Below are 12,555 nucleotides of genomic sequence, written 5' to 3'. Positions count from 1 at the left end.
GGAAAACGGGGCAAGAGCAGCTCCTTATTTAGAAAAGCATAAAGAGGGATGAACATCATGAGCGATGCTGAACATAATTATTACCATATGACCATTGCGGGTTGTGAAAGAGATTTACCGATCTGTGCCATTGACGAGCATCTGGACATCGCGGGCTTTGTGATGCTGGGAGATGTTGAGCTGACGGAAAAGGCGGCTGCTGCGCTGCTGAAAAAATGCCCGGAGCACGATGTGGTGGTTACAGCGGAGACGAAGGGTATTCCGCTGTGCTATGAAATGGCCCGGCAAGGCTGCAGGCGCTACCTGGTTGCCCGGAAGAGCGTAAAGGCCTATATGCGGAACCCGATTCATGTTGAGGTTAAGTCCATTACGACGGATCACGTTCAAAAGCTCTATCTTGCAGAGGATGATTATAAGGGGCTGAACGGCAAGCGGGTGCTGATTGTCGACGACGTCATCAGTACAGGTGAGTCCTTGGCGGCAATGGAAAATCTTGTCGCACAGTTTGGGGGCCGGATCGTGGGACGTGCTTGCGTTCTCGCAGAAGGGGAAGCGAAGGATCGGGAGGATATCGTATTCCTGGAGCCGCTGCCCTTGTTCCCCAGAAATTAAACCATAGACGCCCAATCAAAGGGGGATCTGTATGAAACGGCCGTTTGCGCTAGTGGGTATCACTTATCTGCTGTCGTTGACGGCCGCTGTCTGTTTTGGCGCAGAGACGGCGTTGGTACTCGCATGTCTGGCGCTGTTCTTATTCCTTTTGACACTCTTTTCTAAAAGGATGACAGCCGGCGGTGCGCTTCCGCTGGCCTTACTGGCAGCAGCGCTGGCGTTTGGCTGCTTTACGGCACAGGCGCGGCCTCAAGAGGCGGTGCGGGCGGCCCTGGCGGAGAAGGACGCGGCCATGACCGGAACCATCTGCGAATTGCCGGTTAGAAATGGAGGAACCTACTATTACACGGTACGGGTGGATAATTTGTCTATCCCCGACGCGCCGTCAGGGTTTAAAATCCGCTTGTCTTCCCGAGAGGAACTGACGGATGAGCCCTATACAAGATTACAGGGCAATGTCCATTTTATGCTGCCGTCGGGCGAAAGCGGCTTTTCCTCAAAAAGCCGCTATGCAGGTGACGGCATATTGCTGTTTGCCTATTTAAAGACCTACGAACCGGTGGAGCTGCTCCCGGCATTGGAACACCCACCCTATTATTATGCTCTGAGGCTGCGGCAAGCGCTTCAAGGCGTGGTAAAAGAGCTGCTTCCAGAAAAAGAGGCCGGTATGGTGTGCGCGCTCCTGTTCGGCGATAAATCAGAACTGAGCTCGAAAACAGAGGAAAATTTCCGTCAAATCGGGGCCTCGCATCTACTGGCGGTTTCCGGCCTGCACTTATCCACGATTGTCCAGCTGTTTACACTGATTTTGTCATTGTTTCATATCCGGGGCAAAAAGGCCAGTTTTTTCTCTATGCTGGGTGTCCTCTGCTTTATGGCTGTTACCTGTTTTCAAGCCTCGGTTTGCCGCGGCGGTGTCATGTGCCTGGTTGTACTGGCGGGCAATTTTTTGTCTCGGCGTGCGGATTCGCTGAATTCCCTGGGAATTGCAGTGCTGCTGCTGGGTATAGAGAACGCCTATGCGGCAGCAGACATCGGTCTTTTGCTCTCCTTCTCCGGGACATTGGGCCTGATTTTATTGTGCGGCCCGGTCCGGTTTTGGCTGGACAGGCGTTCTCCACGGGGGAAGCGCCTCAAGCCTCTTGTAGGGCTTGTCAATGAATCGGTTTCCACCTCGCTTGCGGCGTCGGTTTTTACGCTGCCGGTCGTTGTTCTGACCTTTGGCATGATTGCGTTGCTGGCGCCGGTTTCGACGCTGTTGCTGTTACTGCCCTCGACCCTGTTGATTCAGCTTGCTGCGGTTGCCGCACTGCTGCAGCTTCTGCTGCCGTGGACCGGTTTGGCGGCGCCTTTTGCAATGGTGTCGGGGTGGCTGGCGGGCTATCTAGACGCATGCAGCGGGATGCTAGGCTCCATCCCCTATGCCAGCGTACCCTTTAGCGGCCGTCTGGCGGCACTGTGGGTGGCTGCCTGCCTGGCGCTGGTTGCAACGGCTCTGCTGTTCATGCGAAAACGGTTGTTGCTGCCACACCTTGCTTGTCTATGCATAATCTTGCTGCTGGTAAGCGAGCTTTCTCAGCTAATGCCTAAAACAGACATTGTCCGCATGGCGGTTTTGCCTACGGGCGATTCCTTCAGCGTGGTGCTGCTGAGAAACCGTTCTGCCGCGGTGCTGGGCTGCGGCGGTTATGCGGGCTATGCGGTTCAGGACTATTTGTGGTCACAGGGAGTTGAACGGGTTGATTCCATTCAGCTGCTTGAAAACTCAGAGGAGGAATACCGCTATGCCGCTGCTCTGGCGAGGAGCTACCCGGTCGAAGCGCTTATTATGAAAACACCGGAGGAGCCGCGGGCATTTATAGAAAAGCGGATTCCAGCGGAACGGTACTTCTATTATGATCATACGGCGGAGTCGGGCCTGTGGTCAGCGCTGACCATTCAGTCCGCGGGCGGACAAGCCCTCTTGAGCTGCAATGGTGTGACAGTGCTTGTTATCGCCGGTTCGGGGGACGAGGAGGCCGTTCCGGCCTCGTGGAAAACATGTGATATCTCGGTTTTAGGAAGGCAGCTGCCGGGGATAGAGTCCTTTTTCGGCATTCTGGCCCCGTCTGTGTGGGAGTCCGGACAGAATCGGACAGCGTCGGATTTTCAGGCAGTCTATTTGAAGGAATCCGATTATATCGAAATTCGTTTTCAAGGAGAGCATAGAATACAGATTAGGAGAGAATGGTGATGGATGTATGACGGAGGCTGAACTGAAGAAGCAGGTTGACCGTGGTGACCTCAAACGCTTTTATTTCCTTTATGGCCCGGAAAAATATATGCTTCAGCGCCATGCGGAACGGATTATGAGCAAGGCCGGGGCTGCTGTGTTTGCGGATTTTAATTTGCAGAGGTTCGACGGGCGGGAGGCCTCGGTAGAGGCTATCTCCGTTGCGGTAACGGCGCTGCCTTTTATGGCGGAGCGCAAATGTGTGGCAGTTTCGGACTTTGATGTGGAGGCTCGCAGTGCGGCGGACATGGAAAAGCTCAACCAGCTGCTTGCCGGCCTGCCGGAAACGACCGTTCTGCTCTTCTATTACCCGGGCTTGGAGTTTGACCCCAAGCGGGCCGCTAAGTGGAAGAAGATTATTGCCTTGGCAGAAAAGCAGGGGGAATCGGTTTGCTTTGAACGCCGTTCTGAGTCTGACCTGGAGAAGATCCTTTGCACAGCGGCTGCAAAGCGTTTCTGTGAGCTCTCACGGCAAAATGCGGGCAAAATAATACGCTCTTGCGGCAATGATTTGCAAACGCTTTTCAATGAACTGGAAAAGCTGTGCGCATTTACGGGCGAGGGGGAAATCACCCCGGCGGCCATAGAAAAACTGACGACAAAGAACCTGGAATCCACGGTTTTTCTTCTGGCGAAGGCGGTAGTGGCAGGCGACCCCCAAAAGGCCTATTCTATTTTGGACCTTCTTTTCTCTCAGAATGAGGAACCCGTGGCAATCCTGGCGGTTTTATCCTCCTCCTATGTGGATATGTACCGTGCCGCCGCCAGTATTCGCAGCGGCTTGGCTGTGACTGAGGCGGCGAAACATTTTGATTATAAAGGGAAGGAGTTCCGTCTGCGTAATGCGGAGCGGGACAGCCGTGGAGTTTCCTTGCCAGTGCTCAGGAGAAGCCTGGATGTGCTGTTAAAAGCGGATTTAGCGCTGAAGGGCGCCCGGGGCGACCGGCGGATTACCCTGGAGCGCTATATTGCAGAGCTGCTTTTGCTGGCGAAGGGAGGCGAGCCGGTGTGATTGCTGTAAATGAAGCGGTAGTAGTAGAGGGCAAATATGATAAAATCAAGCTTTCGGCTTTGATCGATGGGCTGATCATCGAGACAAACGGCTTTCAGATTTACAAAAACCCTGAGAAGATGAATCTGCTGCGCCGGCTAGCAAAGGAGCGCGGCCTTCTGATTCTCACAGACAGCGACGCCGCGGGCTTTCAAATCCGGCATTACCTGACTGGGGCAATCGGGCCCCAATACATCAAGCAAGCCTATATTCCAGATATTTACGGGAAGGAGAGGAGGAAGGAAAAGGCCTCCAGCGAAGGAAAACTGGGGGTGGAGGGGCTGCCGCTCAAGGTGCTGCGTGAAGCGCTTGCCCGCGCGGGGGTGCTTTATGAAGAAAAACGATGTGTGGCGGAGCGGCGGATCGAAAAAACAGATTTATTCGAGGCGGGCCTGATAGGCCGCGAGGGGAGTGCTGAACGGCGCCGGGCTTTGCTGCGGCAGTTGAACCTGCCCGAGCATATGAACACAAGCACCATGGCCAAGGTGTTGAACTCAATCATGGACTACGAGGCATTTCAGCAGGCGGTACGGGAATTGTACGCGTTCCCGCTGCCGGATTTATAAGATAAAGATACATTCGGGTGGGGTGTATCTTTTTTATTTTTATGGGAAGTTCCGTGCTGTTATTGCGGCAGAGGGGCCTGGAGAGTGCCTGAACGTGGGGGGAAAGCAGGGAAAGCCCGGAAGTGCGGACTGCGGTCTCTAAGCCCTGAAAACGGGTGAAAATGCCCGAAAATCGGCTTTGCTTTTTTATAAGCTTTCCGGTATGATTATCTCAACCCTAAAACCCACGCCGGGCGAGGAGGAAAGGAGACTGTCGCAATTGGACTTTTTTGATGAACTGGAACGGCTCATTAAAAACCTTGTTGGCAAATGGAAGAATCAAAACACTGCTGCAAAGGGACCCGCAACAGAAGGGATGCCGGCAGCAAAACGTAAAGGAGAGAAAATGAACTTGAAGAAGATGGGTAAGTGGATAATCCCCTTGGTAATTGTCGTATGCGCAGCCGTATTAGTCGGTTTTTCCGTACATTCTGTTCCGGCAGGGCATACCGGTGTAGTCACACGCTTTGGCGCAGTGGATGAAAACGGCCTGGACGAAGGCCTGCATTTTGTCGTCCCCTTTGTGACGAAGGTTATTGATATTAACAACCAGGTACTGAAAGCGGAGGTGGCGTCCTCCAGCGCATCCAAGGACCTTCAGACGGTGGACAGCACAGTGGCGTTGAATTATCGTGTACCCAATAAAAACGCGCCCTCTATTTATAAAAATATTGGGTACGATTTTGAAAATGTTGTAATCGTCCCGGCAATTCAGGAGGCGGTCAAATCCGTTACGGCACAGTATACAGCAGAAGAGCTCATTACCAGCCGCCAGACGGTTGGCGAGGAGATGAAGCAGGCCATTACGGAGAAAATAGCTGCCTACGGCTTTTCTACCGAAAGCTTGAATATTGTTGATTTTCAGTTCTCAGAGGAATTTAACGCAGCCATTGAGGCTAAGCAGACCGCACAGCAAAATGCTTTAAAGGCGGAACAGGATCTGGCCCGTATCAAGATTGAGGCGGAGCAAAAGGTGGCGCAGGCCGAGGCTGAAGCAGAGAGTTACCGCCTGAAGTCCCAGGAGCTGACCGAGGAGCTGATTAAAATGGCGATGATTGATAAATGGGATGGCCAGCTTCCCAAGGTCGTTTCCGACGGCGGCAACCTGTTTGACCTGGACAGCATCCTGACCGGCTCTAATTCTTCATCGGCGGTACAGGGTGAATAGGCGCCTCAGCGGCAGAAAAGTTAGCCATGGTTCTTGACAATGGCGTGAAGCAGTGCTATACTAAGTAAAAATTAATAATAAACCGTTGAAGCGGAAGTCAAAGCAGTTGTGCGCGTACAGAGAGCCCGGGTAGGTGAAAGCCGGGTCGAGAGGCAGGCTGCCAAATGGGCCGCGGAGGGCGCAGGGAAAGGCCGCAGGCCGAGTATTCTGCGACGTGTGGGCATACGTTAGTTGCCGGAAATATGTTGGTATTTCGCAAAGAGTACGGAAATGCTTCCGTAAAGCAAGGTGGCACCGCGGGAATTTACAGCCCGTCCTTGACAGAGTGAAACTGTCGGGACGGGCTTTTTTATTTGCCTGCCCCGGGAATAAGGGATAGGAGGAACCATAATGTACCCATCTTTGGCAGAAGTGAAGGTCTTGGCGGGGTCCGGGAATTACCGCCGGATTCCGGTGTGCAGGGAACTGCTGGCAGACCGTTTTACGCCGGTAGAGGTTATGCGCACGTTGCGTGCCGCCAGCTGTCACTGTTACCTGTTGGAAAGCGCGGAGGATAGCCAGAAATGGGGGCGTTTTTCCTTTCTGGGCTACGCCCCGTCGCTGGAGCTGACCTGTACCGGCGGAAGGCTGCTCATTCGTTCGGTTGCAGAAGGAGATTGCTGCCAAGAGACTATTCGCCAGACAGAGCACCCGGGCGCAGAAATACAGAAGCTGCTGGAAGAATACCGCAGCCCGAAGGTACAGGGAATGCCGCCGTTTACAGGCGGGCTGGTAGGGTATTTTTCTTATGATTACATACAATATGCGGAACCGAGCCTGCGGGTGGAGGGAGAAAACGGCCAGACTTTCCGGGATGTGGATTTAATGCTTTTTGATAAGGTTATTGTTTTTGATCATTACCGTCAAAAGCTTATTTTAATCACTGGTGTCCGAACATCTGATTTGGAGGCGTCCTACAGGCAAGCGGAGGCGGAGCTTGATGAGATGGAACGGCTATTGGACAGCGGTGCGAAAGCAGATTTTAGGCCGCTCATTCTGAAAGAGGAACTGAAACCCTACTTTTCCAGGGAAAAGTACAGCGAGATGGTGGAGCGTGCCAAGAACTATATCCGTGAGGGCGATATTTTTCAGGTGGTGCTCTCTGACCCCTTGGAGGCCCGGGCGCAGGGCAGCCTGTTTGACACTTACCGTGTGCTGCGCACAACAAATCCGTCTCCCTATATGTTTTACTTTTCCAGCGATGATGTAGAAATTGCCGGGGCTTCTCCGGAAACGCTGGTCAAGCTCCAGAACAGAACCCTTTACACCTTTCCGCTGGCGGGTACTCGCCGGCGCGGCGGAACAGAGGAGGAGGACAGGCGGCTGGAGCGGGAGCTGCTGGCGGATGAAAAGGAACTGTCGGAGCATAACATGCTGGTGGACCTGGGACGCAATGATATTGGACGTATCAGCGAAATCGGCAGTGTTCAGGTAGAAAAATACTGTGAAATTGAGCGCTTCTCCCATGTGATGCACATCGGGTCCACTGTTTCGGGAACGCTGCGGAAGGGCCTGGAGGCGATTGCCGCTGTGGACTCAATATTGCCGGCAGGAACGCTTTCCGGCGCCCCAAAGCTGAGAGCCTGTGAGATTATCCGGGATTTGGAACAGCGCCCGCGCGGCATCTATGGCGGCGCTATCGGTTATCTGGATTTTACCGGAAATCTGGATGTATGCATCGCCATTCGTCTGGCCTATAAAAAGGATGGTAAGGTCTGTGTGCAGTCCGGCGCGGGCATCGTAGCCGGCAGCGTGCCGGAAAAGGAGTTTGAAGAGTGCCAAAACAAGGCCAGGGCGGTGGTCGATGCCATTCATACCGCGGAGGGAGGATTAAAATGATTCTACTCATTGATAATTACGACAGCTTTTCCTATAACCTGTTTCAGCTGGTTGGCAGCATTAACCCGGATGTTCTGGTTAAGCGCAATGATGCGGCCGGTATAGAGGAGGTTGAGCGAATGGCTCCGGAGGCGATTGTCCTCTCGCCGGGGCCCGGCAGACCGGAAACCGCCGGGATTTGTATTGATGTGGTGCGCCGCTTCAGCGGCCGTATTCCGATTCTGGGTGTTTGCCTGGGGCATCAGGCTGTCTGTGTGGCTTTTGGCGGGCAGGTTTCCTATGCGAAGGAACTGATGCACGGAAAAACTTCTTTGATTACAACAAGTCCGGACAGCAGGCTTTTTCAAGGAATTGCACAGCCGTTTACCGCCGCGCGGTATCATTCCCTGGCCGCGGTCCGGCAGACCTTGCCGGATATACTTCGCGTTACGGCTGAGGCAGAAAATGGAGAGGTCATGGCAGTAGAGCATCGGGAATATCCGGTGTTCGGCGTACAGTTTCATCCCGAGTCCATCATGACTCCGAACGGACGGCAAATAATCAAAAACTTTTTAGCAATGGGAGGCGCCGTAAAATGATAAAAGAAGCCATTATCAAGCTTTCAAAAAAAGAGGACCTGGCTTATGCTGAGGCGGAGCAGGTTATGAATGAAATCATGGAGGGAAAGGCCAGCGAGGTGCAGATGTCCGCCTATTTGACCGCTTTGTCCATGAAAGGGGAGACAATTGACGAGATTACGGCCTCTGCATCGGGCATGCGCGCACACTGTGCCAAACTGCTGCATGAGATGGACGTGCTTGAGATTGTCGGTACCGGCGGCGACGGCGCCAATTCGTTCAACATTTCCACAACCTCAGCCCTTGTTATTGCGGCGGCAGGCGTCCCTGTTGCCAAGCACGGAAACCGCGCGGCCTCCTCTAAATGCGGCGCTGCAGACGTACTGGAGGCCCTGGGGGTGAACATTGCCCTCACGCCGGAAAAAGCGCTGCGCTTTTGAAAAAGATCAACATCTGCTTTCTGTTTGCGCAAAACTACCACTTCGCAATGAAGTATGTGGCACCCATCCGTAAGGAACTGGGCATCCGGACTGTGTTCAATATTTTGGGCCCGCTGTCTAATCCGGCCGGCGCCAATATGGAATTGATGGGCGTTTATGAGGAAAACCTGGTGGAACCGCTGGCACAGGTCATGGCTAAGCTGGGAGTAGCGCGCGGTATGGTGGTCTATGGGCAGGATAAGCTCGATGAAATCTCCATGAGTGCGCCGACAACAGTCTGTGAAATTCGTGACGGGTGGTTCCAATCCTATGAGCTTACTCCTGAACAGTTTGGTTACAAGCGCTGCGATAAGGCGGAGCTTGTTGGAGGGGCGCCGGAGGAAAATGCCGCCATTACCCGCGCTATTCTTGCCGGCGAGGACCGCGGGCCCCGCCGGTGTGCCGTGTGCTTAAATGCGGGCGCGGCGCTGTATATCACCGCAAGAGCTGAGAACATGGAGCAAGGCGTCCGGCTGGCGGAACAGCTGATTGACAACGGTGCAGCGCGGTTAAAGCTGGAGGAATTTGCACGGGAGAGCAGAGTATGAATATTTTGTCGAAAATTGCCGAACGGACCTATACCCGAATTGCAGAGGAACGGAGAAAAATGCCGCTTGCTGAACTGCGGGTCCGGGCGGAAGAGGCTCCGTGCCCGCAGGGGTTCCCCTTTGAGGCCGCGCTGCGGGAGGAGGGCGTTTCTTTTATCTGTGAGGTAAAGAAGGCCTCACCCTCCAAAGGAGTCATTGATGCGGTATTCCCCTATACAGCCATTGCACAGGAATATGAGCGCGCTGGCGCTTCAGCGATTTCCTGCCTGACAGAGCCCTATTGGTTTCAGGGCCGGGATCAATATTTGAAAGAGATAGCGGCTCGTGTAAGCATACCGGTGCTGCGTAAGGATTTCACGGTGGATGAGTATATGGTGTATCAAGCCAGAGCGATGGGAGCATCGGCAATTCTGCTGATTTGCTCCATTCTGGAGGACGAGCGGCTGAAAAGCTACCTACAGCTTGCGCAGGAGCTGGGCCTTTCCGCGTTGGTAGAGGCTCACACGGAGCAGGAAGTGGAACGCGCTCAAAAGGCGGGCGCCCGCATCATCGGTGTGAACAACCGCAACCTGAAGGACTTTCAGGTGGATTTGCAAAACAGCCTGAGGCTTCGTCGGATGGTGCCGCGCTCCATCCTGTTTGTCTCCGAGAGTGGGGTTCATACACCGGCGGACGTCGCGGCCCTGCGGGAAAATGGAACAGACGCGGTGCTGATCGGCGAAGCGCTGATGCGCGCTGCGGATAAGCGGGCGATGTTGGATGCATTGAGAGGTGCGGCAGTGTGACGAGGATCAAGATATGCGGCCTTACCCGCCCGGAGGATATTTCTTTTGTCAATGAAGCGGAACCGGACTATGCCGGCTTTGTCATCCATGTGCCCGGAAGCAGGCGCAGCGTCTCACCGGAAGAGGCCGCGCGGCTGCGGGCACGCTTGGCGGGAAAAATTGTCCCGGTCGGTGTATTTGTCGACGAGCCGCTGGAAAATGTTACGACGTTGCTGGAGAATGGCGTCATCGAGATGGCGCAGCTGCATGGCTCGGAGGGGGAAGGCTACATCCGGGAACTGAGGGCAAGAACCGGGAAACCGGTTTGCAAGGCTTTCCGGGCCGACACGGAGCAGTCTGTGCGGCCGGCGCTCCACAGCAAGGCGGATTATCTGCTGTTCGATCATGGCAGCGGAGGAACAGGAAAGGCCTTTGACTGGCAGCTTGTCTCTGGGGTGAAGCGTCCTTTCTTTCTGGCGGGCGGACTGACTGTGGAGAACCTGTGTACCGCGATTTCAACGGTACATCCATGGGCTGTTGACCTCAGCAGCGGAGTAGAGCAGGCGGGTCAAAAGGACCGTGAAAAGATATTAGCGGCTGTTGCCGCGGTTAGGAGATGGGATTTGTGAAAAAGGGAAGATTTGGCATTCATGGCGGGCAATATATACCGGAAACGCTGATGAACGCTGTGATTGAACTGGAAGAAGCCTATGAGCGCTATAAAAAGGACCCCGATTTCAACCGGGAGCTGACAGAGCTGCTGAACGAATATGCAGGCCGGCCTTCACGGTTATACTATGCACGGCGTATGAGCGAGGATTTGGGCGGCGCGAGGATCTACCTGAAGCGCGAAGATTTGAACCATACCGGCGCGCATAAGATCAATAATGTACTCGGACAAGTACTGCTGGCAAAAAAAATGGGGAAAACCCGTGTAATTGCGGAGACCGGCGCCGGGCAGCACGGTGTGGCAACAGCAACGGCCGCAGCTCTAATGGACATGGAGTGCGAGGTATACATGGGTAAGGTAGATACCGAGCGCCAGGCGCTGAACGTCTACCGGATGCGTCTGCTGGGAGCGAAAGTGCATGCAGTGACTTCCGGGACGGCGACGCTCAAGGATGCGGTCTCCGAGACCATGCGGGAATGGACCAACCGCATTGAGGACACCCATTACGTACTCGGATCCTGCATGGGGCCGCATCCATTTCCGACGATTGTGCGTGATTTTCAGTCCGTCATATCCAAGGAGATCAAGGCGCAGATGCTGGAAAAGGAAGGACGGCTCCCCGATGCGGTGCTGGCCTGCGTCGGCGGCGGCAGCAATGCCATCGGCGCTTTTTACCATTTTATTGAACACCCGGAGGTACGCCTGATCGGCTGCGAGGCGGCGGGCCGCGGTATTCATACGGCGGAAACGGCGGCGACCATTGCGACCGGCAGACTGGGTATTTTCCATGGGATGAAGTCCTATTTCTGCCAGGATGATTTCGGCCAGATTGCCCCGGTATATTCGATTTCCGCGGGGTTGGATTATCCCGGCATCGGCCCGGAGCACGCCGATTTGTATGATACGGGCCGTGCGGAATATGTTGCGGTTACGGATGATGAGGCTGTGGAGGCGTTTGAATACCTGTCGCGGCTGGAGGGGATTATTCCGGCGATAGAAAGCGCGCACGCAGTGGCTTATGCGCGCAAGCTGGCCCCTACTATGCGCGGGGACCAGACCATTGTCGTCAATATATCCGGGCGGGGCGATAAGGACTGTGCCGCCATCGCCCGCTACAGAGGGGAGGATATTCATGAATAATATTGAGAAGGTATTCAGCCACGGAAAGGCTTTTATCCCGTTTATCACCTGCGGCGACCCCTCTCTGGAGATAACGGAGCAGCTGGTACTGGCCATGGAACGTGCAGGAGCAGACCTGGTAGAGCTGGGCATCCCGTTTTCCGATCCCACGGCAGAGGGGCCTGTGATTCAGGCGGCGAATCTGCGCGCTCTTTCAGGCGGTGTCACCACCGATAAAATTTTCCAAATGGTGCGGCGTATTCGGACGCAGTCGCAAATTCCGCTGGTGTTTATGACCTATGCCAACGTAGTTTTTTCCTATGGAACGGAACGGTTTATTCAAACAGCGGCGGAAATCGGGATGGACGGCCTGATTTTGCCGGACGTCCCCTTTGAGGAAAAGGAGGAGTTTGATGCGGTGTGCCAAAAATATGGCTTGGCGTTTATTTCGCTCATTGCGCCGACCTCTCATGAACGGATTGCATGTATTGCCCGGGAGGCGAATGGATTTATTTACTGTGTTTCCTCACTGGGCGTGACTGGGGTACGCAGTAAAATTACGACAGATCTCGGCTCAATGATCGCCTTGGTCAAACAGGAAAAGAAAATCCCCTGTGCTGTGGGGTTTGGCATCTCCACACCGGAACAGGCACGCCGGGTAGCAGCAGTTGCTGACGGTGTGATAGTCGGTAGCGCGATTGTGAAGCTGTGCGGCCAGCATGGCTGTGGCTGCATTGCGCCAGTGACGGATTATGTGCGCAGCATGAAGGCTGCTATTGCAGATTTATAACAGAACATCTCTGGAAAGAGTGGGCCCGCTTATCTTTTTAGG

At 54.3% G+C, this 12,555-nt stretch carries 11 protein-coding genes, 1 pseudogene and 1 other annotated feature; all 12 genes and pseudogenes read left to right on the top strand.

Features of this window, described 5'->3' with window-relative positions; all coding sequences use genetic code 11:
- The first annotated feature begins 57 nt into the window (after nt 1-57).
- Nucleotides 58-612 carry a phosphoribosyltransferase family protein gene (locus tag DPQ25_RS07505; protein WP_112332548.1) on the top strand — a complete coding sequence of 185 codons (555 nt, stop codon included), beginning with the start codon at nt 58-60 and terminating at the stop codon, nt 610-612.
- Nucleotides 613-643: 31 nt separating this feature from the next.
- Nucleotides 644-2,845 carry a ComEC/Rec2 family competence protein gene (locus DPQ25_RS07500; protein ID WP_112332547.1) on the top strand — a complete coding sequence of 734 codons (2,202 nt, stop codon included), beginning with the start codon at nt 644-646 and terminating at the stop codon, nt 2,843-2,845.
- 7 nt (nt 2,846-2,852) lie between these two features.
- Entirely contained in the window at nt 2,853-3,896 is a 1,044-nt protein-coding gene (holA, locus tag DPQ25_RS07495) for a DNA polymerase III subunit delta (protein ID WP_112332546.1), read from the top strand.
- Nucleotides 3,893-4,501, top strand: coding sequence for a toprim domain-containing protein (locus tag DPQ25_RS07490; protein WP_112332545.1), 609 nt, complete (start codon nt 3,893-3,895; stop codon nt 4,499-4,501). Before holA ends, DPQ25_RS07490 begins: the two co-directional genes overlap by 4 nt.
- Before the next feature lie 385 nt (nt 4,502-4,886).
- Nucleotides 4,887-5,708: a prohibitin family protein gene (locus DPQ25_RS07485; RefSeq protein ID WP_207657300.1), complete on the top strand. Its 822-nt coding sequence runs from the start codon at nt 4,887-4,889 to the stop codon at nt 5,706-5,708.
- 76 nt (nt 5,709-5,784) lie between these two features.
- Nucleotides 5,785-6,030, top strand: a binding site (T-box leader).
- A 68-nt stretch (nt 6,031-6,098) separates the two neighbouring features.
- Nucleotides 6,099-7,586, top strand: a complete 1,488-nt coding sequence (gene trpE, locus DPQ25_RS07480) for an anthranilate synthase component I (RefSeq protein ID WP_112332544.1) — start codon at nt 6,099-6,101, stop codon at nt 7,584-7,586.
- Nucleotides 7,583-8,164: an anthranilate synthase component II gene (locus tag DPQ25_RS07475; RefSeq protein WP_112332543.1), complete on the top strand. Its 582-nt coding sequence runs from the start codon at nt 7,583-7,585 to the stop codon at nt 8,162-8,164. The genes trpE and DPQ25_RS07475 overlap by 4 nt, the downstream gene beginning before the upstream one ends.
- Nucleotides 8,161-9,170 (top strand): annotated as a pseudogene (gene trpD / locus DPQ25_RS07470) (anthranilate phosphoribosyltransferase). The gene DPQ25_RS07475 and the pseudogene trpD overlap by 4 nt, the downstream one beginning before the upstream one ends.
- Nucleotides 9,167-9,955 (top strand): indole-3-glycerol phosphate synthase TrpC, encoded by a 789-nt coding sequence (gene trpC / locus DPQ25_RS07465; RefSeq protein WP_112332542.1) that lies wholly within the window; start codon nt 9,167-9,169, stop codon nt 9,953-9,955. The pseudogene trpD and the gene trpC overlap by 4 nt, the downstream one beginning before the upstream one ends.
- Nucleotides 9,952-10,563 (top strand): phosphoribosylanthranilate isomerase, encoded by a 612-nt coding sequence (locus tag DPQ25_RS07460; protein ID WP_112332541.1) that lies wholly within the window; start codon nt 9,952-9,954, stop codon nt 10,561-10,563. The genes trpC and DPQ25_RS07460 overlap by 4 nt, the downstream gene beginning before the upstream one ends.
- Entirely contained in the window at nt 10,560-11,744 is a 1,185-nt protein-coding gene (gene trpB / locus DPQ25_RS07455) for a tryptophan synthase subunit beta (protein WP_112332540.1), read from the top strand. The genes DPQ25_RS07460 and trpB overlap by 4 nt, the downstream gene beginning before the upstream one ends.
- On the top strand, nt 11,737-12,513 hold the full coding sequence (gene trpA / locus DPQ25_RS07450) for a tryptophan synthase subunit alpha (protein ID WP_112332539.1): 777 nt from the start codon (nt 11,737-11,739) through the stop codon (nt 12,511-12,513). Before trpB ends, trpA begins: the two co-directional genes overlap by 8 nt.
- The last annotated feature ends 42 nt before the right edge of the window (nt 12,514-12,555 follow it).

The sequence above is a fragment of the Hydrogeniiclostridium mannosilyticum genome, from assembly GCF_003268275.1.
Lineage (GTDB): Bacteria > Bacillota > Clostridia > Oscillospirales > Acutalibacteraceae > Hydrogeniiclostridium > Hydrogeniiclostridium mannosilyticum.
The sequence above is the reverse complement of the archived record's forward strand: the minus strand, read 5'-3'. Positions and strand labels throughout refer to the sequence as shown.